Origin of the sequence: Hyphomicrobium sp. (assembly GCF_020852195.1) — a bacterium.
Lineage (GTDB): Bacteria > Pseudomonadota > Alphaproteobacteria > Rhizobiales > Hyphomicrobiaceae > Hyphomicrobium_C.
Genome location: NZ_JADZBI010000230.1, coordinates 13,232 through 35,484 on the forward strand (window position 1 = coordinate 13,232; position 22,253 = coordinate 35,484).

26 protein-coding genes and 1 pseudogene are annotated in these 22,253 nt (G+C 66.3%); 11 read left to right on the forward strand and 16 right to left on the reverse strand.

The features are described 5' to 3' along the window. Positions 1-63: 63 nt before the first annotated feature. The 3 genes from IT540_RS18895 to IT540_RS18905 form a co-directional block, all read right to left on the reverse strand. Complete coding sequence (locus IT540_RS18895) at positions 64-1,476, reverse strand: DUF1134 domain-containing protein (RefSeq protein ID WP_291181317.1); 1,413 nt, start codon at positions 1,474-1,476, stop codon at positions 64-66. Positions 1,477-1,840: 364 nt separating this feature from the next. Next, positions 1,841-2,752 (reverse strand): polysaccharide deacetylase family protein, encoded by a 912-nt coding sequence (locus IT540_RS18900; RefSeq protein ID WP_291181319.1) that lies wholly within the window; start codon positions 2,750-2,752, stop codon positions 1,841-1,843. 98 nt (positions 2,753-2,850) lie between these two features. Then, positions 2,851-3,267, reverse strand: a complete 417-nt coding sequence (locus tag IT540_RS18905) for a thioesterase family protein (RefSeq protein ID WP_291181320.1) — start codon at positions 3,265-3,267, stop codon at positions 2,851-2,853. A gap of 154 nt (positions 3,268-3,421) precedes the next feature. On the opposite strand from IT540_RS18905, the gene IT540_RS18910 reads away from it, so the two are divergent. Continuing rightward, positions 3,422-3,682 (forward strand): hypothetical protein, encoded by a 261-nt coding sequence (locus IT540_RS18910; protein WP_291181322.1) that lies wholly within the window; start codon positions 3,422-3,424, stop codon positions 3,680-3,682. Positions 3,683-3,776: 94 nt separating this feature from the next. Here IT540_RS18910 and IT540_RS18915 read toward each other — a convergent pair whose 3' ends face one another. The 3 genes from IT540_RS18915 to IT540_RS18925 all read right to left on the reverse strand — a co-directional run bounded on the left by IT540_RS18915 (position 3,777) and on the right by IT540_RS18925 (position 6,226). Then, positions 3,777-4,919, reverse strand: a complete 1,143-nt coding sequence (locus IT540_RS18915; protein ID WP_291181324.1) for an OmpA family protein — start codon at positions 4,917-4,919, stop codon at positions 3,777-3,779. A 196-nt stretch (positions 4,920-5,115) separates the two neighbouring features. Then, a complete protein-coding gene (locus IT540_RS18920; protein WP_291181326.1) occupies positions 5,116-5,757 on the reverse strand; it encodes a Spy/CpxP family protein refolding chaperone in 642 nt (213 codons plus the stop codon). A 115-nt stretch (positions 5,758-5,872) separates the two neighbouring features. After that, positions 5,873-6,226 carry a hypothetical protein gene (locus IT540_RS18925; RefSeq protein WP_291181328.1) on the reverse strand — a complete coding sequence of 118 codons (354 nt, stop codon included), beginning with the start codon at positions 6,224-6,226 and terminating at the stop codon, positions 5,873-5,875. Between the two features lie 176 nt (positions 6,227-6,402). Between IT540_RS18925 and IT540_RS18930 the strand changes: the two genes are divergently transcribed. Then, positions 6,403-6,960 carry an SRPBCC family protein gene (locus IT540_RS18930; protein ID WP_291181330.1) on the forward strand — a complete coding sequence of 186 codons (558 nt, stop codon included), beginning with the start codon at positions 6,403-6,405 and terminating at the stop codon, positions 6,958-6,960. A 24-nt stretch (positions 6,961-6,984) separates the two neighbouring features. Here the strand turns inward: IT540_RS18930 and IT540_RS18935 are convergent, their stop codons facing one another. Then, positions 6,985-7,869 carry a DUF72 domain-containing protein gene (locus tag IT540_RS18935; protein ID WP_291181332.1) on the reverse strand — a complete coding sequence of 295 codons (885 nt, stop codon included), beginning with the start codon at positions 7,867-7,869 and terminating at the stop codon, positions 6,985-6,987. Positions 7,870-8,026: 157 nt separating this feature from the next. On the opposite strand from IT540_RS18935, the gene IT540_RS18940 reads away from it, so the two are divergent. Both IT540_RS18940 and IT540_RS18945 read left to right on the forward strand, forming a co-directional pair. Next, the gene (locus IT540_RS18940) at positions 8,027-8,944 is read left to right on the forward strand and encodes an energy transducer TonB (RefSeq protein ID WP_291181333.1); all 918 of its coding nucleotides are present in this window, start codon (positions 8,027-8,029) and stop codon (positions 8,942-8,944) included. 227 nt (positions 8,945-9,171) lie between these two features. Next, positions 9,172-10,689, forward strand: coding sequence for an MFS transporter (locus IT540_RS18945; protein ID WP_291181335.1), 1,518 nt, complete (start codon positions 9,172-9,174; stop codon positions 10,687-10,689). A gap of 87 nt (positions 10,690-10,776) precedes the next feature. On the opposite strand, the gene IT540_RS18950 is transcribed toward IT540_RS18945, so the two are convergent. Continuing rightward, complete coding sequence (locus tag IT540_RS18950) at positions 10,777-11,547, reverse strand: DUF2147 domain-containing protein (protein WP_291181337.1); 771 nt, start codon at positions 11,545-11,547, stop codon at positions 10,777-10,779. A 198-nt stretch (positions 11,548-11,745) separates the two neighbouring features. Between IT540_RS18950 and IT540_RS18955 the strand changes: the two genes are divergently transcribed. Then, positions 11,746-12,009, forward strand: coding sequence for a hypothetical protein (locus IT540_RS18955; protein ID WP_291181339.1), 264 nt, complete (start codon positions 11,746-11,748; stop codon positions 12,007-12,009). Between the two features lie 253 nt (positions 12,010-12,262). On the opposite strand, the gene IT540_RS18960 is transcribed toward IT540_RS18955, so the two are convergent. From IT540_RS18960 to IT540_RS18970, 3 genes are all read right to left on the reverse strand, one after another. After that, positions 12,263-13,912, reverse strand: a complete 1,650-nt coding sequence (locus IT540_RS18960; protein ID WP_291181341.1) for an FMN-binding glutamate synthase family protein — start codon at positions 13,910-13,912, stop codon at positions 12,263-12,265. A gap of 208 nt (positions 13,913-14,120) precedes the next feature. After that, positions 14,121-14,537, reverse strand: coding sequence for an FKBP-type peptidyl-prolyl cis-trans isomerase (locus tag IT540_RS18965; RefSeq protein ID WP_291181368.1), 417 nt, complete (start codon positions 14,535-14,537; stop codon positions 14,121-14,123). A 98-nt stretch (positions 14,538-14,635) separates the two neighbouring features. Continuing rightward, positions 14,636-14,917, reverse strand: coding sequence for a hypothetical protein (locus IT540_RS18970; protein WP_291181342.1), 282 nt, complete (start codon positions 14,915-14,917; stop codon positions 14,636-14,638). Positions 14,918-15,140: 223 nt separating this feature from the next. Between IT540_RS18970 and IT540_RS18975 the strand changes: the two genes are divergently transcribed. Both IT540_RS18975 and IT540_RS18980 read left to right on the forward strand, forming a co-directional pair. After that, on the forward strand, positions 15,141-15,941 hold the full coding sequence (locus IT540_RS18975; RefSeq protein ID WP_291181344.1) for a hypothetical protein: 801 nt from the start codon (positions 15,141-15,143) through the stop codon (positions 15,939-15,941). Between the two features lie 82 nt (positions 15,942-16,023). Further along, positions 16,024-16,287, forward strand: coding sequence for a hypothetical protein (locus IT540_RS18980; RefSeq protein ID WP_291181346.1), 264 nt, complete (start codon positions 16,024-16,026; stop codon positions 16,285-16,287). A gap of 61 nt (positions 16,288-16,348) precedes the next feature. On the opposite strand, the gene IT540_RS18985 is transcribed toward IT540_RS18980, so the two are convergent. Further along, complete coding sequence (locus tag IT540_RS18985) at positions 16,349-16,909, reverse strand: TIGR00645 family protein (RefSeq protein ID WP_291181348.1); 561 nt, start codon at positions 16,907-16,909, stop codon at positions 16,349-16,351. 231 nt (positions 16,910-17,140) lie between these two features. Beyond that, complete coding sequence (locus tag IT540_RS18990) at positions 17,141-17,572, reverse strand: pyridoxamine 5'-phosphate oxidase family protein (protein ID WP_291181350.1); 432 nt, start codon at positions 17,570-17,572, stop codon at positions 17,141-17,143. 162 nt (positions 17,573-17,734) lie between these two features. On the opposite strand from IT540_RS18990, the gene IT540_RS18995 reads away from it, so the two are divergent. Together IT540_RS18995 and IT540_RS19000 are read left to right on the forward strand one after the other, a co-directional pair. Next, on the forward strand, positions 17,735-18,028 hold the full coding sequence (locus tag IT540_RS18995) for a hypothetical protein (RefSeq protein WP_291181352.1): 294 nt from the start codon (positions 17,735-17,737) through the stop codon (positions 18,026-18,028). Positions 18,029-18,101: 73 nt separating this feature from the next. Further along, positions 18,102-18,305: a DUF2905 domain-containing protein gene (locus IT540_RS19000; RefSeq protein ID WP_291181354.1), complete on the forward strand. Its 204-nt coding sequence runs from the start codon at positions 18,102-18,104 to the stop codon at positions 18,303-18,305. A 105-nt stretch (positions 18,306-18,410) separates the two neighbouring features. On the opposite strand, the gene IT540_RS19005 is transcribed toward IT540_RS19000, so the two are convergent. Next, entirely contained in the window at positions 18,411-18,644 is a 234-nt protein-coding gene (locus IT540_RS19005) for a glycosyl hydrolase family 5 (RefSeq protein ID WP_291181356.1), read from the reverse strand. Positions 18,645-19,406: 762 nt separating this feature from the next. On the opposite strand from IT540_RS19005, the gene IT540_RS19010 reads away from it, so the two are divergent. Next, positions 19,407-20,348 (forward strand): hypothetical protein, encoded by a 942-nt coding sequence (locus IT540_RS19010; RefSeq protein ID WP_291181358.1) that lies wholly within the window; start codon positions 19,407-19,409, stop codon positions 20,346-20,348. Positions 20,349-20,703: 355 nt separating this feature from the next. Here IT540_RS19010 and IT540_RS19015 read toward each other — a convergent pair whose 3' ends face one another. Then, entirely contained in the window at positions 20,704-20,889 is a 186-nt protein-coding gene (locus tag IT540_RS19015) for a hypothetical protein (RefSeq protein ID WP_291181360.1), read from the reverse strand. 309 nt (positions 20,890-21,198) lie between these two features. Between IT540_RS19015 and IT540_RS19020 the strand changes: the two genes are divergently transcribed. After that, on the forward strand, positions 21,199-21,834 hold the full coding sequence (locus tag IT540_RS19020; protein ID WP_291181362.1) for a hypothetical protein: 636 nt from the start codon (positions 21,199-21,201) through the stop codon (positions 21,832-21,834). Between the two features lies 1 nt (position 21,835). Here IT540_RS19020 and IT540_RS19025 read toward each other — a convergent pair. Further along, a pseudogene (locus IT540_RS19025) lies at positions 21,836-22,253 on the reverse strand (excinuclease ABC subunit A); the annotation flags it as partial.

Genomic DNA, 22,253 nt, shown 5'->3' on the forward strand with positions numbered 1-22,253 from the left:
CCTCGTGCGACAGCGCAACCGATCCCACAGGCAAAGCGCAGTCCGTGTTGTGACCGGATACGGCTAGAACGGGTTCCAGGTCGGGCGCGGCGAGAAGCGCACGTAGCCGATGCTGGCGCCGATCCTGAGGCCGAGCCCGGAGCGGATCGGCGCCATCATGACGGGGCCGCCCTTGAGCAGCGTCATGCCGACACCGCCCACGAGATAAGCCGAGCCGTCGACGCCGGTAAAGCGGCGGAACAGCGTCTCGGGCTCGTGCAGATCATAGATCAGGAACAGCGTGCGCGAGCCCTCGGCCCCGACGTCGTAGCCGATCGACGGGCCGTGCCAATAGACCTTCTGGCTGCCGCCGTTGCGCAGATAGAGCGTGCCCTCGCCGTAACGCAGGCCTGCGAGGAACGCGCCGCCGCCCTCGGTGCCGAGCACGTAGGCGGTGGGCCGACCCGACTTCTGGAACGCATGCTCGATCACGCTCGCAAGCGACGTCGAGACGGTGCCGAAAAAGCCTCGCGTCGCCTCTCTGATCTCGTCGATGGTGTACCCGCCGCCTTCCGCATCGAACGCCGACGCGCCGTCCTCGCCCTCTGGCGGCGGCAGCTCGTAGGGCGTGCCCGGCGGCGGCGCGTCGTAGTTGGGCGCGACGCCGTCGTTCGGTTGTCCGCGCGGCAGTGGCGGCGGCGGGATCACGGCCTGGGCCGTGGTCGTGCTCCAGCTTGATGTGGAGTCGGATTCTTTCTCGTCGGCCACCTTGGGCTCTTCGCGCTTCTGCGGCGCGGTCGCCGGCGGCGGCTCGGCAGACGGTGGCGCCTCCGCGACAACCGGCGGCTCCACCGACCGAGGTTGCTCGGAGGAGCGCGGCGGTTCCGCATTCGCCGTCTCCGTCGGCCGCACGGGCGACAGCGACGGCGTCGGCTCCTTGGCGGCAGGCGGCGCCGCAGCGACGGGTGGCGACGCGGGCTCCGGTGCTGGCTTCGCTTCCGCCACCGGAGGCGGCGCGGCGGCCGGCCCGCTCTTCGCGATCTCGCGGTCGATCTTCTCGATCAGATAGGCCGACTTGGCGCGCATCACCGCCATCAGCTCGCTCGACGCGGCCTTGAGGTCGGCGAGATTGGCGCAGGTCGCCGCCTCCTCCCCGGCGTCGCCGCCGTCGGGGCTGCCGAGCGTATCGATCTTGCTCAGGAGGTCGCTCGCCTCTGCGTCGAACGCGTCGAGCTTGGCATCATGGACCAGCTTGAGGCCCTTGGTTTCAAAGTCGGGCTCCGTCCAGCCCTTGTGATCGCGCAGCGCCTGCAGCTTCGCCTTGAGCTTGGGCTGCGTCTCGGCGCTGAACGCGCGCAGCTCGGCCGCCGACGCGTCGACCGCCTCGCCGAAGCTCTCCGGCGTGCACGTCTCGGCCGACGCGGGGGCGCTCGCCAGCGCAAGCGCTAGCGCGAGGCCCGCCGCGGAGGCCAGGCGGAATATCCGTCTCATGGTCATCGAAACTCTCTCCCGCCGACTTTTGGCGTTTTTAGGGAGTTTACCGACGCAACCCGAGGGACGGGACATCTTTTTCTGGAATCTGTGCTTTTTGACTTTCGTACCGTCGTTGCGGCCGCAGACCGCCCGTAAAGCGGGGAGAATTCCACATCGAGCAGCCTGCGAGCCCGCGCGCGTCCCCGCGCCCGCCCCGAAACCATGCCGCACGAACGCCGGGAAATAAGGGGTGGACCGCGTTCAGTCGACGCCCGTCGCGCGCCTTGAATCGAAGCTCCGCATCACCTTGCCCCCAACGCGTCATGGCCGGGCTGGACCTGGCCAAGACGTATGAGAGCAGAGCGCTTCAGGCTGAATTGAGCATGCGCTAGGGCACGGTGCGCACGACGCTCGACAGCGGCCGTTCGCTGCCCGCAGCCGGCAGCCCCTTCACGTCCTTCTCGATAAGCTTGTCGTACTCGGCGAGCGTCTTGAGCTCGTCCTTGGCCCGCATGTGCACCACCTTGTAGCCGCCGGCCTTGAGCGCCGTGAGCAGACCCGGCATCGCCTTGGCGGTGTGCGGCTGGATATCGTGCATCAGGACCATGCCTTTGCCGCGCTTTTCAAGCCGCTTCATGATGTTCTCGACCAGCTTCTCGGGGGTCTGGCGCTTGAAGTCGAAGCTGTCCGTGTCGGTTGAGAACATGGCGATGTTGCGGCTCGCGAGATAGGCGAGCGTCACCTGCGAATCGCGCAGATAGGGATAGCGGAAGAACGGCGAGATCGGCCCGCCCACGGCCCGTCGCACGCCGCTGATACCCTTCTCGATCTCGTCCTTGGCCTCTTGATCTGATTTCTTGCGTAGGTCCTGATGCGACCACGTGTGCGTGCCGACGGTATGCCCGCGCTGGGCCACGTCGCGGATGATCTCCGGCAGCCCGAGCGCCATCTTTCCGAGGCTGAAGAAGATCGCCTTCGTGCACTGCTCGTCGAGCGCGTCGAGGATGGCCTTCGTGGTGTTGACCTGCGGACCGTCGTCGAAGGTGAGCACCACCTCCTTGTCCTGCAGGAAGTCATAAGCCTTGTAGTGCTCCATGCCGAACCCAGGCCCGCCCGTGGTGTCGATCTCGACCGTGCGCGCGACGCCGAGCGCGTCCGGATTGGCGCACGCCGTCTTGGGACCTTCGGGAAGCGCCGATGTCTCGGACGGAGCCTCAGCGGCCTGCGGCGCCTTGGAAGAATCCCCTGCAAAAGCCGCCGTGGCGACCAGAACAAGCAACATCGACAATGGTGCGCGCATCATGTCCTCCCCGATTGGTTGCACCCTTCTTAGCAGCAAAAGGTGGCGCCGGGGAGACCCGCGCTCAGGGGTGGGGAAAAGCCCGTCGGGGAGAAGATTCAGCTCGTCTCGCGGGAGATTTTCGACAGGAAGCGCGCCGCATCGACGACAACGCGGATGTGGGTGGCCTTGCCGATCGGCTTTGCGTCGTCCTGCGCCTCGATGGCGAAGGTGAGCCTGCGACCGTCGATGGCGGTCAGTGTCGCGTGGGCTGATACGCTTTGTCCCGGCAACGACGCAGCCGTGTGATCGAGCGCGAGGTGCACGCCGAGGCTTGCCTCGCCCGGCGCAAGGTGATTCTCGACGCAGGCGACGGCCGCCCGCTCCATCAGGGCGGCGAGGCTCGGAGTCGCAAAGACCGCGATCGTCCCGCTGCCCACGGCCACGGCGGTCTGGTCCTCCGTCACCACCACGCTCGCCTCCCCCTGGAGACCGGGCGAGAGACCGCTGTCCTCCGATCGACTCTGCGCCGTCATATCTTCCCTTTCGCGCCGGACGGACCCTGCTGCCCGGACCTCAAGCAAGACCAGTTGGAGCTGTCCCACCCGGAACAGCGGCCCGGACAGCCGGGACGTAGCATGTCCTCATCGAGATCGCACCGGCCGCAAGGCCGCCCATGAGGAGGTTCCAATGACCCTCACGCTTCGCACCACCGCCTTGGCCGCGCTCGCGGCTGTTGCCGCCCTTGCCCCCCTCGCCTCCGGCGGCGATGCCCATGCCCGCGGCGGCAAAGAGTTCTTCTCCAACACCTACCAGTTCGACAGGCCCATGAACGGCTACCAGGGTTTCTCCGGCGCCTATCACTGTTCCTACATCAAGACGCCGAAGACGGTCTGCAACAAGGCCGGCCAGTGCAAGAGAATCTGGGAGCTGCTTCAGACCTGCCAGTAATCGCCGTTTCCACCCCGCGCATTCCTCCTCCCACGCGTCGTCCTGGCCCCGGTTTGCACCGGGGCCTTTTTTTCTTCGCCATCACGAAAGGAGATCAGCGCGCGACGCGCAGCTCCACGCGCCGATCGAGCTGATAGAGCGCTTCGCCCCTGTAGGCCGAGCGGTCGACGCCCTTATAGGGCTCGGTCTTGCCCTTGGGGAGCAGCGTCAGCTCGCCCGCATAGCCGCCGTCCTTGAGAATCCGGGCCACGGCCTCGAGCCGCTCGCGCGAGAGATCGTAGTTGTAGGCGTCGCTGCCGCGCTCGTCGGCGTGGCCGGTGAGCTCGACCGCGTTCAGGCGCTTGAGTGTCAGATACTCGAGCAGCAACGCCGCGGCGCGCTCGCCGTCGGGCGTCAGCGTTGCCTGGTTGTAGACGAACATGATCGGCACCGGGATGGCATCCGTCTGCACGCCCGCCGACCCGCTCTTCTCCGTCTTGTCTGGATCGACGGTCACCGTCGCGCCGCCGCGCGGCCCGTCGCTGGACGGCGCGGTCGAGCCCGTACCTGCTTGCGGCGCGGCGGCCACCACATCCGGCGGAGCGCTCTCGCTGCGTGGCGCGCCCGTCTCCTGTGGCGCGGCGGCCGTCTCCTCATTCTTCTTATCCTGCTCGCCCTTCTTCGCCTCCTCGCGCGCTTCCTCGACCAGGTTTTCGAACTTGCGCATCACCTCGCCGGCGACAGAGGCCGCCGACGGCGGCGGCGTGGGCCTGGCCGCTGTCTCCGCCTTCGGAGGCTCGGGCGGCGGCGTGCGGCTCACCTCGTAGCTGAGCTTCGGATCGACGCTTGCGAACTTGTACTCGGTGGAGAGCGACCACTCCCCGTTGGAGTCGACCTTCGCGGTGCCCGCGGGCTTACCGTTCTCGAGCACCGTCACGTAGCTGTCGGGCTCGGCGCGTCCGGCAAACACGGAAGCGCCGTCCGGCGAGATGCGCGAAATGTCGATGCTAACCTGTCCGTCGGCGGGCGGCGCCCCATTCGGAGCCGGATCGAGTGCGGCCACCGTTTCCTCGACGGCCTTCTCCGGCGTCTTCGCAGCCTCGGTGGAAGCCTCCGCTTCACGATCTTTTGACGCGGGCTCCTGGTCCGTGACCGCGATCGTCCACGGCAGATTAATCCCGAGATGGCCGGCCGCGAGCAGCGCCGCCGCTCCCGAGACAAGCAACAACAATAAAGTTAGCGCAACGCGCCCGAGCATTGCTACCTCGCAAGCCGTACCCCTGAACTGGTGCGTATACGATGGGCCAGCTTTAGGGAGTTATCAAGGCTTCGACGCGGGAATATCTAAACGACGCAAATAAGGCGCAGAGAGTTAATCTCCCTCTGCGCCTTGAGATCTTTGGTTTTGTGGGCTTCCGTTAAGAAAAAGCTGCTCCGGAAGCCCCTGTCCGAGATCAGCCCTTATCGTCGGGGGCGGGACCGTCCGGCTCGCCAGGCGCCTCGGGTGCGCGCTCGTTCTCGCCGCCCTTGTCGCGGGGACCACGGTCGCGGTCGCGGTTCCAATGCCCCTTGCCGCGGCCACGGCGGTCGAGCTTGGCCTTCTGCTCGTCCGAGAGCGCGGCGTAGAACTTCTCGGCCGCCGGCCGGAAGGTCTTCAGCGCCTCGAGCGAGGTCTCGAGCCCGGTCTGCGTCTGCGCCAGGCGATCGATCGTGGTGCGCTTCGCCCGCTCACCATCATCGGTGCGCTCGGGCCGCTGCGGGCAGGCTTCGCGCAGCTTCTCGGCCGCCGCGCGCGCCGCCGTCTTGAACTCATCGAAGGCTTCCTTCTGCGCGTCGGTCGGCTTCACGCGATGCTCGAGGCGCACCAGCATGAGGTCGGTCTTCTCACCGACGTCGCCGCGGCAGATGCGGTAGTTCGGGCCGCCGAAGGAAAGGCCCATGACGCCGCCGCCGCCCCAGCCGTGGCCGAAATGACGACCCTTATGGCCCTTGTGGCCTTCCCAGTAGTGACCGCGCTCGGCCATCGCGCCGGCGGCAACAAGGCCCACCGTTGCGGCGGCGAGCCCTCCCAGAATGAACTTACCCTTGCGAGTCATTGATCGGTTCTCCTTGCTCGATCGGCGCCGGCCGTCCTGGCCGATGTCCGGAAGGGGGGATCCGGTTGCGCCGTCTTGCAGGGAGAAACGCGGGAGACGCCGATTTCCGTCGCGCCTATTTGCACAACAGGAGGTCGCGCGCGCCGGCCTCGTCGGTCACTGTCAGCGTGTCGCCGGAAACGGTGAGCGTGAAATCATAGGGCTCGGCCGTGCCTTCGATGGTGCAATTCGACTTCACCTTCCACTCGCCGTCCGCCCCGTCGACGGACGTGAACTTGCAGTGCGTCTCGTGCTGATCATAACCGTCCTTCGACAGCACGAGCGGCGCCTCCTGCCGCTCCTGCGGCACCTTGCATTGGGCGAGGTCGGACGCCCAGGTGCCGACGTAGCCGGGATCGGCCGCGCGCGCGGAGCCGACGGCGAGGGCTGCGGCCGCCAGCACGGAAAGCGAGAATATCGATCGTGTCATGCCCATGCGCTTCGATCCCATGCGTCTCAATCTCCCGATGTTGTGCGACCGCTCCCCGGTCGCGGTGCTAGGCAAGCCTCTCCTGCGGCGCCGGTCAAGGGGCGTGACGGTGGCGCCGCCCCCGGCAGGATGATATGGGGGTGCGCGTGTTGGATAGGGCATGGAGAGGATCGGCGATGCTGAAACGGATCTTGCTCGCGGTTGTCGCGGTTGTGCTGGCGTTTGTCGTCTACGTGGCGCTGCAGCCGTCGGCGTTCCGCATCGAGCGCTCGACCATCGTCGTCGCGCCGCCGGAGGCCGTATTCGCCGAGGTGAACGACTTCCACAACTGGCAGGCGTGGTCGCCGTGGGCCAAGCTCGATCCTGACGCCAAGGCCACGTTCGAAGGTCCTGACTCCGGCGAGGGCGCGGTGTTCCGCTGGGCCGGCAACGCGGCGGTCGGCGAAGGCAGCATGACGCTGCTCGAGAGCAAGCCCCACGAGCGCATCCGCATCCGCATCGATTTCCTGAAGCCGTGGAGCGGCACCAACACCACCGAGTTCACCTTCAAGCCGGACGGCCCGCGCACCGTCGTCACCTGGGCCATGTCAGGCGAGCAGGACTTCATCCAGAAGGCCATCTGCGTGTTCATGAACCCGGACAAGATGGTCGGCGGCGAGTTCGAGAAAGGCCTCGCCAGCATGAAGGCGACGGCCGAAAGCAAGCTCGGCGACAGCCAGCCCGTTCCCAACTGACCGTCAGAGCTGCCCACGGCGGCGTCAGGCCTTCTTGCGCTGCGCGCCGCCCTTCGCTTTGCTCGTGGCCGGCGACGGCGTCACCGACGGCGGCACATCTTCTCCAAGCGCAGCCATGAACGCCTGCGCGGCGGCGGGCGCCCGCATCTTGCCGCCGTGGATGAAATAGACGAACACGTCCCGCGGACGGCGCAAGGTTTCGGCGAGCGGCGCCACGCAGTCGCCGGCCACGCGCGCGGGTACGCCGCCCTCGGCCCACGTGGCTGCCACCGCAGCCCAATCCGCGATGTCCTCCGGCGGATAGCAGGTTGCGATCTCGTCCTCGCCCTTCTGCAGCCGCGCGTAGACGAAATCGCCGGTCGGATCCGCGATCGCCGGATAGGTCGGATGATCCGCATACACGACCGGCACGCCGAAGCGGCGCACGAGCGCGATGAACTCCGCGCTCTTGAACGACGCGTGGCGCACCTCGACCGTATGCTTGAGCTTGCGTCCGTCGAAGCTCTCTGGCAGCAGCGCGAGGAAGGCGCCGAAGTCGGCGGCATCGAATTTCTTCGTCGGCGCGAACTGCCAGAGGATCGGTCCCAGCCGGTCGCCGAGCATCGTCACGCCGGACTCGAGGAAGCGCTGGACGGACTCCCCCGCCTCCGCCAGCACGCGCCGGTTGGTGGCGAAGCGCGGCCCCTTGACCGAGAACACGAACCCGTCCGGCACCTCGCGCGCCCATTTCGCGAACGTCGCCGGCGTCTGCGAGCGGTAGTAGGTGCCGTTGATCTCGATCGACGGCAGCGCGCGGCTCGCGAACGCGAGCTCCTTGGCGTGCGCCAGCTTCTCCGGATAGAACACGCCGCGCCAGGGCTCGAAGGTCCAGCCGCCGATCCCGGCTCTGATGGTTCCGCGCTCGCTCATCTCGTCCCGCGCTGGTTGAGGCGCCTGCGACTATATTGTCCACAGCATAGATCCGCCGCACGAGGCGCGACAACCTGCCGGCCGGCCCGCTCGATGTGGACATCCCGCTCCATATGGTAAAGAGGGCGGTGCCTCGCGGAGCAAGCCAAGCGCGCCCATGGAAACGGCCGACGACGATACCATTGCGCTGACCGAGCGATTGGTTCCGCCGCTCCAGACCAGGCAGCGCACGTTCCAGCTTGCGCTCGTGCTCGCCTTTCTCCTGCACGCCGCGCTGTTCATCGAGATCGGACGCTCGGTGCCGCGCACTATCGGCGACGCGTCCGGACAATCCGACGCCATCGCGGTCGAGATCGTGACGGAGGCCGATCTCCGAAGCCGCGAGACGGTGGCCATGCCGCCGGCCGGCGCGCCGGCGGCTCCCGCCACGCCCACGCCCGAGCAGCCCCCCACGCCCGAGCCCACGCCGGAGCCGGCCGCGACGCCCGCAACCGCGCCGCCGGCCCCGAAGACTCCACCCGCCGAGAGCGAGCAGAAGACCGCTGCGCTGCCCGACTTCGAAACCACGCTGCCAGACCTGGCGACCGCGCGACAGCCCGAGGAGCCGGCCGAAAAGCCTCCCGAGCCCGCGAAGCCAGAGGATGCGAAGCAGGAGCCTGCCAAGCCCGCCGAGAAGCAGACGCCGCCGGCACCCGCCGCCAAGAAGAAGCCGCCGGCTCAGGCGCGACTCGACCCCTCGCCGAAGGATTTCCAGAACGCGCCGCCCGGTCGCTCGGCCGCCGCCTCGCGTCCGCCGGGCATCACGCGCTCGGGCGAGAACGACGAGTTCGGCCGCGCCGTCATCCGCGCGCTGCGCCAGACTATGCCGCCGCCGCGCGGCACCTTCGGCCGCGTCACCGTGCGTCTCATCCTGACCGAGAACGGCGACCTCGCCGAGGTGCGCGTGCTCGATGCCTCGGGCACCAGTCTCGACCAGAGCGTGGTTTTCGCGACCAAGCAGACCTACTTCCCGCTGCCGCCGTATCGATCCACGGTTGCCGACCGCACGTTCCTCATCACCTACATCTACCGCTGAGACGCGCAAAAAGCCGCTGGCGATGTTCCGGCTTCGATCGAAACACAGCGCAATGCCCCGGCAATGTCTCCATGTAACACGGAAACATCCTAGCGCTTTGTTTTGTCATACTTCTTATCGGAAACTGCTTCACACCTTTCCGGAAGCCCTCTAAGACCCGGCATAGCCCTGCCGTCGGCCCCGAGCGGCCAACGGCAATCGCGGATCGCCCGGAGTCCAGAGCGTTCATGTCAGACGAGACCGTGCCCCTGAAGGCCGAGCGGCGCGACTGGATCGGCTTGGCCGTCATCGCGCTGCCGTGCGTGCTCTACTCGATGGACCTCACGGTCCTGCATCTCGCCGTCCCGCAGATCACCGCCGCGCTGAAGCCGAGCTCAGCCGAGCTCCTGTGGATCGTCGACATCTACGGCTTCATGGTCGCCGGCGCGCTGATCCCCATGGGCACGCTGGGAGACCGCATCGGCCGCCGCCGCCTGCTCCTGATCGGCGCCGCCGTGTTCGGCATCACGTCCGCCATCGCGGCCTTCTCGACCAGCGCCGAGATGCTGATCGCGGCACGTGCGCTGCAGGGGCTCGCGGCGGCGACGCTCGCCCCCTCGACGCTCTCGCTCATCCGCAACATGTTCCACGACGACCGCGAGCGCGCCTTCGCCATCGGCGTCTGGATCGGCTGCTTCTCGGTCGGCGCGGCCATCGGCCCGCTGGTCGGCGGCCTGATCCTCGCCCACTTCTGGTGGGGCGCGGTATTCCTCATCAACGTGCCGATCATGCTGCTGCTGCTCGCACTCGGCCCGTACCTGCTGCGCGAGTTTCGCGATCCCAACGCCGGGCGCATCGACATCCCGAGCGCGGTGCTGTCCATGGCCGCGGTGCTGGCGATCATCTACGGCATCAAGCGCATCGCCGAGGCAGGCGTGGCGCCGCTGCCCCTGTTCGCCATCGGCGCGGGCTTCCTGATCGGCGCCTATTTCTTCCAGCGCCAGACCGCGCTCGCCGACCCGCTGATCGACGTCGGCCTGTTCCGCGTGCGCGGCTTCTCGGCCGCGCTCGCCACCAACATCGTGGCCCTGTTCGTCATCTTCGGCACCTTCCTGTTCATCGCCCAATACCTGCAGCTCGTGCTCGGCATGGGACCGCTCGAGGCCGGCATCTGGACCGCGCCCTCGGGCATCGTGTTCGCACTCGGATCCGTAGCCGCGCCCTTTCTCGTGCGCCGCTTCCAGCCTCACGTCGTGATCGCCACCGGCTTCGTGATCTCCGCCCTGGGCTTCGCGCTGCTGACGCAGCTTGCCGCGACGCAAAGCCCCTGGCTTGTGTTCACCGGCATGATGATCCTCAGCCTCGGCGTGGCCCCCACCGGCGCCATCACCACCGATCTCGTCATGGCCGCGGCACCGCCCGAGCGCGCCGGCGCCGCGTCCGCCATTTCCGAAACGAGCTTCGAGTTCGGCGGCGCCCTCGGCATCGCCGTGCTCGGCAGCCTCGTGACGGCGATCTACCGTAGCGCCATGGCCGGCCAACCTCTCGTCGGCGTCCCGGCGCATGCCGTCGACGCGGCGAAGGATACGCTCGGCGGCGCCGTCGATGCGGCCGCGCAACTGGGCGGCGCGGCAGGCACGCAACTGCTTGACTCCGCCCGTGGCGCCTTCGTGCATGCCTTCGAGATCGCCTCCGCGGCCTCGACCCTGGGCGCCCTCCTCGCCGCGCTCATGGCCGTAACCCTGCTCAAGGACGTGCGGCGGTGACGATGCGGGAGAACGCCTCCTGCACCGTCACCGCTTTGCGTCGGCCTTTATCTAGCACCGCGTCCGGGAGTGCGCACGGACGTGATGCTAGTCGCGACAGGGGACCGAGATCACGCGGCCGACGTAGGGGATCTTGAACTTGCACTTGCGCTCGGGGACGGCATCGAAGCTCTCCTCCTCCGCAACCGGCGCCGGTGCGGAAACGGTCTTCTCCGCTGCGGCTTCCTTCGGCGCGGGCGCCGGCTGATGCGTGACGGCGGGCGCGGGGGCGACCTCGTCCTGCGTCGCTGCCACACGCTTCACGGGCACGCCCATCAGCGCCAGCGACGCGCTCGAGGCGCCGAGCGATCGTGTCGCATTCGCTTCGGATGACGCCTCGCGGGCCGGAGCCGGCGCCGGGGCTTCGGCCGCAGCGGTCTCGGCAGGCTTCGCGGCGGCCGGCGCGGCCGCCGTCGTCTCGCCGCAGCGTGCGACATCGTCGGGCGCGCGGTTCCAGGTGAAGGTCTTGCTGAAGAACGAGCCGGCGTTGCCGACCACGCGCAACTGGTCGTCGCTGAGCCGCGTGAGTGCGACGCTGTACTTCTTGCCGCGGTCCGGGCTGTAGATCCAGCCGCCGCCGTTCGGCGTCACGTTGCCCAGGATCTGCATGCCGCAGCGCTTGTTGTTCTTGGGGTCCTTGATGTGAACCACATAACCGCAGAGGCCGTTGCCGCTCGCGCAGGGCGCGATCTCGACGGCGCCGCGGCCGTTGTGGTCGAACCAGAGGCCGGAGGGATCGCCGGCGGCGCGGGCACCGTCCGCCGACCAGATGATGGCTCCCACCGCCACAAGCGTCAGAGTGCGAATGTTCAGCATCATGGCACGTCGTCCCCTTTTTCCGAGGATGCAAAGATGAAATCTCGTGGTCTCGATGGCCGATCATTGCCGGGCGGCGGAAGCGCTCGCTATTCCCCAGGGAACAGGCGCGGCAGCCGGAGGGGCCGGCCATGGGTTGATCCGGCCGCCGGCATAGCCTACGTGCTAGTCCTGGGTACGGGGACATCCGGAGGACCGCTCATGCGGCGAACATCGACCTTGATGGCTCTTGCCCTCGGCGCGCTGGCCGCGCTCGGCCCTGCAATCGCGCGCGCGGATTCGTACTGGGAGGTCGAGCATGCCCGCGCCAACGCGCGGGCGGGAGGCCCCGTGAGCGAGCGCGACGCCGAGCTGCTCGAGCGCTACGGCTGCCTCAGCGGCAGCAAGAGCGCATTCTGCAAGCAGCTCAGCAATCGCGATAAGAAGTCGAACCGGACGGAACGGCGCCGCGCCCGCCGCGACTAGAGCCTAGTTCGATCAGTTCAGTGTCCTAGACCGCGTCCCGCTGCACCGTCGCGCGAGGATCCTGCTGTTGGACAGTTTGTGGAGGCTGGCGTGGGTCCCCGACCTTCGTCGGGACCCACGCAAGTTTCCGCTTGCTCGACGCCAAAGGCTTGGGCCGACAGATCCAGAGAAACCTGCCTCGAATTTCGCAACAGGCCCAATAGGCGGAACGTCGCGCAACGGTAGCCCTTGCGAGGGCGGAGATGTCAAGTCTTTACTCCGCCGCTTGCGGGAGCGGGCGTACCGCGGCGGGCGCGAAGCTGTCGGCGCGGGCCAGCGCCCACGCGTCACGGAAGTGCGGATCGCTCGTGCCCGCCAGCAGCTCGCCCGGCGCGAGCTGATGATAGAGCTCCGCGAAGGTCACGACCCGGTCGGGCGCCGCGCGATGCATGAAATGCTGCGGCTTGAGCGCACTCGGATGGTCGAGCCCGGCAGCCGCGATCAGCTCGGCCAAGGCGTTGATCGTCTCCTTGTGGAACTGCATCACGCGCTCTGCCTTCGCCGGCACCACGATGCCGCGCTGACGCGCCGCATCCTGCGTGGCGACGCCGGTCGGGCACTTGCCGGTGTGGCACTGCTGCGCCTGGATGCAGCCGACCGCGAACATGAACCCGCGCCCCGCATTGCACCAGTCGGCACCCAGCGCCATGACGCGCGCCATGTCGAAGGCCGACGTGATCTTGCCCGACGCCCCGATGCGGATGTGGTCGCGCAGGTTGGCGCCGACCAGCGCCGCCTGCACGAACGAAAGCCCGTCGCGCAGCGGCATGCCGAGATGATCCATGAACTCGAGCGGAGCCGCCCCCGTGCCGCCTTCCTTGCCGTCGACGACGATGAAGTCGGGCGTGATGCCGGTTTCCAGCATGGCCTTGACCACCGCCAGGAACTCCCAGGGATGGCCGATGCAGAGCTTGAACCCCGTCGGCTTGCCGCCAGAGAGGCGACGCAGCTCGGCGACGAACTCGACGAGTCCGATCGGCGTCGTGAACGCCGAATGGTGCGCGGGCGAGATGCAGTCGCGGCCCTCCTCGATACCGCGGATGCTCGCGATCTCGGCCGTCACCTTGGCACCCGGCAGCACGCCGCCGTGACCGGGCTTGGCGCCCTGCGAGAGCTTGATCTCGATCATCTTGATCTGCGGATCGGCAGCCACGGCCGCGAATTTCTCCGCCGAGAAAGACCCGTCCGCGTTGCGGCAGCAGAAATAGGCCGAGCCGATCTCCCAGATGAGGTCGCCGCCGTGCCGGCGATGATAGGGCGTCACGCCCCCCTCGCCGGTGTCGTGGGCGAAGCCCCCCATCTTGGCACCCTGGTTGAGCGCGAGGATGGCGTTCGCCGACAGCGACCCGTAGCTCATGGCCGAGATGTTGAACACCGACGCCGAGTAGGGAGCACTGCACTGCGGCCCGCCGATGGTGACGCGGAACGGCTCGCGCACCGGTGCCTTGGGCGCCATGGAATGGTGCAGCCACTCGTAGCGGCTTTCGTAGACGTCGTACTGCGTGCCGAACGGACGCTTGTCCAGATCCTTCTTGGCGCGCTGGTAGACGATCGCCCGCTTGTCGCGCGGGAACGGCGATCCGTCCTTGTCCGCCTCGAAGAAGTACTGGCGCATCTCAGGACGGATGTCCTCGAGGATGAAGCGCAAGTGCGCCGCGATAGGATAGTTGCGCAGGATGGCGTGCTTGGTCTGCAGAAGGTCGCGCACCCCGAGCGCAGCGAGCGAGGCGAAGGCCACGAGCCCCGCGGCCACGGCGAGATTGTCGGGATCCCGCCATAGCAGCGCTGCGAACCCCACCGCACAGACCAGCGCGATGGTGAGCAGGCTGTAGCGTGGCGCGAACGGGAGCAGGAAAAGGCGCATGATGACCTCCGCTCAAGGGGCGAGCACACATTCATACGCGCGAAGTCTGATGCCAGTATTGCAGGCCCGTGGATAAGTTGCATCACCCGAACGGCCAACAGCCACGATGCCGGCGGCCCATGGACTAAAGTCGCAATAGGGAAATCGACGACGGGCCTGGTCCGCGGACCAGGCCCGTCACAGCCTCGGGTTGCTTCCCCACGGGCCGCTACTGCAAATCGAGAAGCTCGACATCGAAGATCAGCGTGGCGTTGGGCGGGATGACACCACCGGCACCCCGCGCGCCGTAGCCCAGCTCCGGCGGAATGATCAGCGTGCGCTTGCCGCCGACTTTCATGCTGGCGACGCCCTCGTCCCATCCGGGGATCACGCGGCCGACGCCGATCGGAAACGCGAACGGCTGGCCGCGGTCCACGGAGCTGTCGAATTTCGTGGTCTTCTGGCCGTTCTCGTAGAGCCAGCCCGTGTAGTGCATGACGCAGGTCTGGCCCGTCTGCGGCGTCGCGCCGGTGCCGACCACAGTATCGACGATCTTGAGACCGGAGGCGGTGGTCGTCTCCTCTCCGGCCGCCGCGGCAGGATGAACGGAAACGGCGCCGGCCAGCACGGCGGCGAAGGTGATCATGGCGAAAGCGCGCAGCGATTGGAGCCGCGCGCGCGGCAGCAGGTGACGCATGGATGTCTCGCTCTTTTTGTTACGGATGCTCTTCCGGCTCCCAGCCCTTACTGGGCATTCGCCTTGGCTTCCATCTCCTTGAGGTAGTTCTCGATGTCCTCCTGCGTGACCTCGTTGTGTTCGACGAGCGCCTTCAGGCATTCCTTCGAGAGATCGGTCGCCTTCGAGCGCATGCACTTGCGCAGCTCCTCGCTGCCGACCTCGAGCCCTTCGCAATTCTTGTGGTAGTCCTCGCGACAGGCGTTCTTCACCGCCTCGTTGACCTCGGCAAGCGCGTGCGGTGCAGCAAGCCCGGTGGCGAGCACAGCGATTGCGAACAGACGTTTCATGAATTGGGTCCCCATTGGTAACTGCCCTCTGTCGGAACGCGAATCCTTAGCACAGATCCGGAGGCGACCGTATGGCAGATCCGCTGGCGGAGCCCGCGAGCTAGACGCTTTAAGACGTGTCGCCGTCATCGTTTAGGCTCAAACAGATGTCATCCGGGGCGGGCAACGTGTACCGACCTTTTGTACGGCTACATGCACGCTGGGAGCCCAGGAGTTCTTTTTCATGTCGAAACGATCTTTTCTCGCAATCGTCTGCGCGATTGCTGTCGTCATGCCGCTGACCAGCGCCGAGGCGCAACGCAGCCGCGATGACTGGAGACCCGACAACCGCACCGACTGGGAGCTGCTGGGCACCGCCCAGATCGGCACTCGCCTCGAGCGCGACGTGATCGAGGTCGGACGCCGGGAAGGACGCTTCCAGTCGCTTGGCTTCACGGTGACCGGCGGCGATGCACGCATCGAGGATCTCAAGATCGTCTACGGCGGCGGCGAGAGTGAGGAGCTGCGCGTGCGCGAGGTGTTCAAGGCCGGCACGCGCTCGCGGCCCATCGATCTCGGAGGCCGCGGCGGATCGTTCATCCAGCGCATCGAGATCACCTACCGCGCCTTCGGCCCGGTCAAGATCGAGTTCTACGGCGAGAAGCGGCGCGAGGTCGCCCAATGGGCCCAGCTTGGCTGCCAGCGCGTCGGCTTCCTCGAGACCAAGGATCAGATCCGCGTCGGCAGGCGCGAAGGCGCTTTCCGCGCCCTCAAGCTGCAGGTGAGCGACGGAACGCTGAGGCTCAACAGGCTGCGCGTCCTGTTCACCGACCGCACCTCGCAGGTGCTCGACGTGCGCGCCGCCATTCCCAAGGGCACCGAGACGCGCGCCATCGATCTCGATGGCCGTCGCCGCACGATCGAACGCATCGAGCTCGAGTATCTGCCCTCGCTCAACCTCAAGAAGGGCCCCGAGGTGTGCGTGCTGGCGCTGGAAGCCGGTGGTCCCGGTTTCGGCCCGGGCGGAGGCGGCCCCCGCCGCTGAGGCTTGTCGATTGCATCCACTCTTCGCGGCCGCGCATGACTGCGGCCGCGACTTTGAACGCTCCAACGAGGACACATCAGCCATGCTCAAGACGATAGCCGCTGCGGCGGCCCTGGTGACAACATCGGTCCTGGCCGTGCCTGCGCTTGCTGCGCCGCCGGCCGATCAGGACGCCTGCAACGCGCTGGCTTTCAGCCTTGCCGAGAAGGCCGTGGCCAAGAAGCTGTCCGAGGCCGACGCCGCCAAGGTGGACGAGCTGATCGCCAAGCTCGAAGGCCAGTGCGCCGAAGGCAAGCTCGCCGAGGCCGAGGCCACCGCCAAGGAGGCCGAGGCCGCGATCAAGTAGTCACGTCGCGGCAGGCTCGATCAATCGCGAGCGGGGCGGCCATGCCGCCCCGCTCTTTGTTTCAGTGCTGCGCTCCGGCCTTCGCCGGGAGATCGCGCCCGAGACGGTCCACGTAGGCGATGCCGATCGCCGACAGGATGAAGACGATATGGATGATCGTCTGCCACATCACGCCGGGCTCGGTGAACTTTGCGCCCTCCATGCCGAGGTTGCCGGCCTCGATGAAGGTCTTCAGGAGGTGGATCGACGAGATGCCGATGATGGCCATGGCGAGCTTGATCTTGAGCACGCTTGCATTGACGTGGTCGAGCCATTCCGGCTGATCGGGATGTCCCTCGAGCTTCAGGCGCGAGACGAAGGTCTCGTAGCCGCCGACGATGACCATGACGAGCAGGTTCGAGATCATGACCACGTCGATGAGCCCGAGCACGATCAGCATGATCTGCTGCTCGCCGAACGAGCCCGCGTGCGAGAGGAGGTGCGCGAGCTCCTTCATGAACAGGAACACGTAGACGCCCTGCGCGATGATGAGGCCAAGGTAAAGCGGCACCTGCAGCCAGCGCGAGCCGAAGATCAGCGAGGCGAGCAGGCGAAGGGGCGTACGGTCGATGGGCTGGGACATGCGGGGAACCTGTCGGCGGTTGATGCGCTTCCGTCCGGCAACTCCCGCATGGAAGACATCGGCTTCCCGGGAATCCGGCGCGCCCGCATAGCACCGCGTCGCTGCTCCCGAAATGAGGCATGCGCGCACGTCACGCCCGCAGGGAATTGCCCCGACGGATCGTCCCGTCCTCGCAGGGCATTGTAATCCGGATCGCAGCCCCGAGACCTTCGACAGGCCGCGGCCTGGGCTCTATACCGCGACCTCGCCCTGCTCGGCGCCGCTCCAGTACTTGATGCGATCGGCATGCACCTTCAGCATCACGACTCCCGGCGTATCGATGCCCTGCTCGAACCACGCGTCGAGGTCGGGCGTCCAGTGGGCTTCGAACGCCGCCTTGTCGCGGATGATCTCGGCGCGCCCGGCGATCGCGATGTAGACTCCGCTGCTGAGCAGGCCGGGCTTCGAGGCGAATGCCAGCGAGACGTCGGGGTCGCGCTCGATGTCGCGCACCATGCGCGCGCTCTCGCGGGTGAAGTAGTAGGAGTTGCCGTCGTAGGTGACGTCGCCGTTGTTGCTCATGGGGCGGCTGGCGATGCCGCCGTCCTCGGTGATGGTCGAGAGCATGGCGATGTCGATGCCGCGCATGTCGCTGGCGATGTCGGCGAGGGATTTCTGGCTCATTGGGGCGCCTCCGGTCTTGTTTGCAGGTCAACGGAGTAAAGCGGCTCGGGTTCCGCCGCCGCCCCGCGCTTCCTCAGACCCAGCCGCCTCCCCGGCTTGCGCCGGCCGGAGCCCGGGATTAGGAAGCGACTGGGGTTTGGCGCCACAACGGAGCTTCCTTTCATGACGGACACGACCGACACCACCGAGCAGATCGCGGCGCTGAAGCGCGAGGTCGCCGAGCTTTCCGGCCTGGCGCTGGCCACCGGCGTCATCCTCACCCAGCTCCTGCAGTCGATGCTGAAGCGCGAGCTCAACCCCTGGAAGTCCGCCACCAAGATGCTGGACGACGCGAGGAGCGCCATCGAGGGCTTCCAGCCGGAGACGGCCGGCGAGCGCGACCCGGCGATGAAGGAGCGTGCGCTCGAGGCGCTGAAGCAGTACGAGGCGCAGATCAAGTCCGTGCTGCCGACCTGAGCTCCGAGCGCATCTGACGCTGCGGGCGCACCAACATTTTTTCCGACAGGAGTTGCGGACGCGAGGTCGTACCATGGGCAAGTTTCTCGTCATTGCCGGGCTGGTGCTGATCGTCGTCGGGCTTGTGTGGATGCTCGGCGAGCGCCTGGGCCTCGGCCGGCTGCCGGGCGACATCCTGATCGAGCGCGAGGGCACGCGGATCTACATCCCCATCACGACCTCGCTCGTCATCAGCCTCGTGCTGTCGCTCGTGCTGTGGCTGTTCTTCAGCCGCTGACGCGGCCCGGCCGTGACGCAGCCCCCACGCAACAGGCCGCAGGATCACTCCTGCGGCCTGTCCTCTACGCGTCACGCGCGGTTGCGGTCGGAGGCGGCGCGCCCATCAGCAGCCGTGGCGCGCCATGCAGCGCCGGTAGCGCCAGCCCCAACCCCAGCGGACGCGGCACTCGCGGCTCCAGCGGCGACAGTAGCGGCGATACTGCACGGGCTCGGTGAGAATGCTCTGGGACAGGGATTTGCCGAGCGGCGCCGATGCGGGCGGCGCGGCGTTCGCCGACGGGACGCTGACGCAAAGCGCGGCACCGACGGCGACGGCCGCAAGGGTCAAAGTGCGCATATGTGGTCTCCTTACTGCTACCCCGGTCGGGCTTCTGAACGGCGACGACGGCGCTGCGGTTCCAAGAAGACGGTGACGCTGCACGAGATGACGGAAATTCGCCTCCCTGCGCTTGGGACTGCATCACGACGGAGGCCACGCGGACACGCGCTCCCACGCCGAACGCGAGAGGTGAGGAGGAACGCGGTTGCTGCCTGATCCGGGGAGCGGAGCGGCGAAGCCGTAAAAACAATTCGGGATGCGGCTTGCGCCGCCCCGCCGCTGCTGTGCGCCACGGCCACTTGATGCCGGCTTGGCCTTCGGCGCGCACGCCTCGACCGCCTCGGCCCGCGATGACGCCCTCCACCGGCGCGAGACCTTGAGCCGACCATCCCAGTCCGCTCACGTTGGACGCCGAGGCCCATCACGACCTCGGTCCATCCCGCGCGCGGCCAGGCCAGCTGATGGGTACCAGTCTTGAGGGGAGGCGCAGCCCCCACTCGCGGACGCCCAGCTCGCGCCGGCCCCCGGATGAGCGGGATGGAGTGAGGGTAGGGCGTGTGGGGAGGGGTGGGGATAAGGTTTCGCGCGTGAGAAGAGATTACCCCCCAGCTGCGGCGCGAACTTGTTACCGTCATGCAACGTGGACGGAGATTCTTCTTACGCTGGTTGCAGTTCTGAGCGTCATGCAACTACAGTGCTCGGATTAACCATGGCTTCCACGCGGCGCGTTTGCGTTAGGAGCCGGTGCGGATTTATGTTTTTTCTTTTTGGTGTCGTGTAATGCGTTACTCGATGGGGATCGCTGCGATCTGTGCGATTGGCTGCGGCGGATGCACGAATTTTTTTCCTAGTTTCAGCGATACGAACATTCTCGCCGCTCCCGCGCACGGCCATATCATTCCACTGGCAGAGGTCGAGAATAGCGTCAAGTGCGAGCTTGGCGCATTTCTTTCGCATCACTTCGCAAAGGCTGAGAAAAGCGGGAGCAAACTGAAATTAAAGAACGACGAAGAGGCTACCATCGTTCTTGAGGTGGTGGTGGCCTCGAAGGGTGGAGTCGATTATACGGAAGTCGATCTGGACAAGGGAGACCTGCTGACCGCCATACTCATAGCCGGCAGCGACAAAATAAAAGCTCCGAAGGCCGAGCTTAACGGCACGGGGACGGTAACTGCGACCGTCACATTGAAAATGAAGCAGAGCGCGGTCGATAAGAAGTTTTATGACAAATGTGGCGAAAGCGACCTTGCTAACAAGCTAAACCCATTCTCCCTCAATAAACTAGGCATAAATGCCTGGCTTCACGGATTTTTCTCCGAGACATGGAAGAGCGAAATCAAGGATGGCCCAGTTACATATCTATCCGAAATAAAGCTGGAGACCAAATTTGTTCTCGTGGCCGGGCTGACATCTTCGTTCAAGCGACTGATCACCCTGGTGCCAATCACTAATTTTCCCTTGGGTACGTTGAACCAGAACGTGACCAACAAGTTGACCATTACGTTCAAGGGGGAGGAGATTAAGAAGAAGGAGGAGCCTAAAGCACCTTCGGTCTCCGACTGCTTGGTTGCTGAATCCGGATCGTCCGAGCTTCCGAAAAAGTGCGAAGACGTGTTGAAGAAATGGCGAAAGGATTGGGCCGGTGACAAATCTGCTCAGGATGCTGTTTCTTCCCGTTTTTCGCGCGATATGAGCGAAAGCACTGCGCAAGCGGGCCTTTGAGCTGGCTTCAGGTCCCCTTCGGTGAGCTCGAAGATGTTGGGACCCATGGGCTTTGCCGCCTTCTTGCCGGCCTTCACCGGGGCTAGGTCTCAGCGTCAATGCCGTGTCGATACGGAGCCCCGCTCCGCGATGGCGGCGGGCGCATAGGGCACGCTTCAACGTCGGTGCGCTCCCGTCGGAACAGGCGGTAAGGACGGTCTCGCGCGTCAGGCCCGCCTGACAGCAGGCCTCTTGCCTGCTCCCGCACGCGGCTGACGCAGATCGAAGCCGTGGCGCTCATTCCGGTACGCTAAACCGTGCCGCCGGCCTTGCGCAAGGCCGGCGGGGTCAAAGAACCTGAGCGCTCGACGCGGGCTTACTTCTTTTTCGTGAAGGGTCCGAAGAGCGCCTTGTCGATCGCCTTCAGGTCGGCCTCGATGTAGTCGAAGATGGTCTTGGGCGCTTCGGCTTTCTTGCCGGCGATCGCCGGAGCCGAGCCCATGGTGCCGATCAGCAGGCCCGCGGCTGCCAGTGCGGAAAGAACCAGTGCTGTGCGCTTCATGAAAAAGATCTCCCCTTAAAAAAGCTCCCCTCGGCCCCAACGCCGAGCCCGAATGCGGCGCCCCCGGGAGCGTCGCACGCCTAAGCTACCAAGCCAGTGGGACAGGAGCGCAACAAAATTTTATTCCTAAGCTCTGCAGTTGGTGAGTGACTGACTTGCGGCACGCCGAGTGTGGGTCCGCAGGAGACGTGCCGGCCTCCCGCAAAATTCGCCTGACGTCGGCCGATGCCGAATGCCAAGGCCGCCGGCATCCTGCCTTGCAGCCCGCAAAGCTCAGCGGCAGAATGATGAAAATACGAGGGGGGATCGATGAGCTTCATTCCGGAGACTCCACGAGAGATCTACAGTGTGCTGGCTGGCATTTTCATCTCCGGGCTCGTGGTCAATCAGTTCTTCGTGCCCGTCGCGCACTGGGGGAAGTGGATCCAGGATAGCGAAGCTCTGGTAGCTGAAGCGCTCGGCGAGGGGCCTAGCGTGCGCCAGCTCAAGGATGAAGTCGCCCGCTACAAGGATCTCTACGAGAAGGAAGCCGCTGCAGCGCAGGTGAGCGCGGGCGTCATCGCCGAGCTCAAGGCCGAGGTCGAGGCGCAAAAAAGCCGGCTGGGGGAAGCCGACAAGGCCAAGGCCGAGCTCGATCAGGCCAAGGCGCAGATCAAGAAGCTCGCCGCGAAGCCCAAGCCGGCACGGTTGCCTGAGCAGGACGCAGACTTCTGGATCGCCAAGAATTCCGCGGAGCTGCTTTTCGACGGGCTGGTGGTGGTCACCTGGCTCGGCGCCGACGATCGCTCGTGCAAGCTGCGCATCGCTGATGACGATGCCCAACCTCGTGATGTGCTACTCGAAATAGGGGCTTGGACGCCGATCCAGGTTGGCCCAAGCCGGCTGAAAATGATCCTGCGCAGCGTGCAATTCGGCGCCACGTGCTCAATGGCGCTGTCGAACTGAGCTACTCCGCCGCCTGCTTCTTGCCGTTGCCGCTCTTTGTCTGCGCGCCGGCACGACTTGTTTGCGCGCCTCCGGCACGACTGCTCCGCCGCGCCAGCAAGTCCTTGAGATACCGCCCCGTATAGCTCTCCTTGACTGCCGCCACGTCCTCCGGCGTGCCCTGCGCCACGATGCGGCCGCCACCGTCGCCGCCTTCGGGGCCGAGGTCGATGATCCAGTCGGCGGTCTTGATCACCTCCAGATTGTGCTCGATGACCACCACCGTGTTGCCGGCGTCGGCCAGCTCGTGCAGCACCTCCAGCAGCTTCGCCACGTCGTGGAAATGAAGGCCCGTGGTCGGCTCGTCGAGGATGTAGAGCGTGCGGCCCGTCGCGCGGCGGCTCAATTCCTTCGAGAGCTTGATGCGCTGCGCTTCGCCG

Bases quoted from the DNA above. Each gene is read 5' to 3' on its own strand.
- IT540_RS18895 (WP_291181317.1), bottom strand. From the start codon at position 1,476: ATGACCATGAGACGGATATTCCGCCTGGCCTCCGCGGCGGGCCTCGCG.
- IT540_RS18900 (WP_291181319.1), bottom strand. From the start codon at position 2,752: ATGCGCGCACCATTGTCGATGTTGCTTGTTCTGGTCGCCACGGCGGCT.
- IT540_RS18905 (WP_291181320.1), bottom strand. From the start codon at position 3,267: ATGACGGCGCAGAGTCGATCGGAGGACAGCGGTCTCTCGCCCGGTCTC.
- IT540_RS18910 (WP_291181322.1), top strand. From the start codon at position 3,422: ATGACCCTCACGCTTCGCACCACCGCCTTGGCCGCGCTCGCGGCTGTT.
- IT540_RS18915 (WP_291181324.1), bottom strand. From the start codon at position 4,919: ATGCTCGGGCGCGTTGCGCTAACTTTATTGTTGTTGCTTGTCTCGGGA.
- IT540_RS18920 (WP_291181326.1), bottom strand. From the start codon at position 5,757: ATGACTCGCAAGGGTAAGTTCATTCTGGGAGGGCTCGCCGCCGCAACG.
- IT540_RS18925 (WP_291181328.1), bottom strand. From the start codon at position 6,226: ATGACACGATCGATATTCTCGCTTTCCGTGCTGGCGGCCGCAGCCCTC.
- IT540_RS18930 (WP_291181330.1), top strand. From the start codon at position 6,403: ATGCTGAAACGGATCTTGCTCGCGGTTGTCGCGGTTGTGCTGGCGTTT.
- IT540_RS18935 (WP_291181332.1), bottom strand. From the start codon at position 7,869: ATGAGCGAGCGCGGAACCATCAGAGCCGGGATCGGCGGCTGGACCTTC.
- IT540_RS18940 (WP_291181333.1), top strand. From the start codon at position 8,027: ATGGAAACGGCCGACGACGATACCATTGCGCTGACCGAGCGATTGGTT.
- IT540_RS18945 (WP_291181335.1), top strand. From the start codon at position 9,172: ATGTCAGACGAGACCGTGCCCCTGAAGGCCGAGCGGCGCGACTGGATC.
- IT540_RS18950 (WP_291181337.1), bottom strand. From the start codon at position 11,547: ATGATGCTGAACATTCGCACTCTGACGCTTGTGGCGGTGGGAGCCATC.
- IT540_RS18955 (WP_291181339.1), top strand. From the start codon at position 11,746: ATGCGGCGAACATCGACCTTGATGGCTCTTGCCCTCGGCGCGCTGGCC.
- IT540_RS18960 (WP_291181341.1), bottom strand. From the start codon at position 13,912: ATGCGCCTTTTCCTGCTCCCGTTCGCGCCACGCTACAGCCTGCTCACC.
- IT540_RS18965 (WP_291181368.1), bottom strand. From the start codon at position 14,537: ATGATCACCTTCGCCGCCGTGCTGGCCGGCGCCGTTTCCGTTCATCCT.
- IT540_RS18970 (WP_291181342.1), bottom strand. From the start codon at position 14,917: ATGAAACGTCTGTTCGCAATCGCTGTGCTCGCCACCGGGCTTGCTGCA.
- IT540_RS18975 (WP_291181344.1), top strand. From the start codon at position 15,141: ATGTCGAAACGATCTTTTCTCGCAATCGTCTGCGCGATTGCTGTCGTC.
- IT540_RS18980 (WP_291181346.1), top strand. From the start codon at position 16,024: ATGCTCAAGACGATAGCCGCTGCGGCGGCCCTGGTGACAACATCGGTC.
- IT540_RS18985 (WP_291181348.1), bottom strand. From the start codon at position 16,909: ATGTCCCAGCCCATCGACCGTACGCCCCTTCGCCTGCTCGCCTCGCTG.
- IT540_RS18990 (WP_291181350.1), bottom strand. From the start codon at position 17,572: ATGAGCCAGAAATCCCTCGCCGACATCGCCAGCGACATGCGCGGCATC.
- IT540_RS18995 (WP_291181352.1), top strand. From the start codon at position 17,735: ATGACGGACACGACCGACACCACCGAGCAGATCGCGGCGCTGAAGCGC.
- IT540_RS19000 (WP_291181354.1), top strand. From the start codon at position 18,102: ATGGGCAAGTTTCTCGTCATTGCCGGGCTGGTGCTGATCGTCGTCGGG.
- IT540_RS19005 (WP_291181356.1), bottom strand. From the start codon at position 18,644: ATGCGCACTTTGACCCTTGCGGCCGTCGCCGTCGGTGCCGCGCTTTGC.
- IT540_RS19010 (WP_291181358.1), top strand. From the start codon at position 19,407: ATGCGTTACTCGATGGGGATCGCTGCGATCTGTGCGATTGGCTGCGGC.
- IT540_RS19015 (WP_291181360.1), bottom strand. From the start codon at position 20,889: ATGAAGCGCACAGCACTGGTTCTTTCCGCACTGGCAGCCGCGGGCCTG.
- IT540_RS19020 (WP_291181362.1), top strand. From the start codon at position 21,199: ATGAGCTTCATTCCGGAGACTCCACGAGAGATCTACAGTGTGCTGGCT.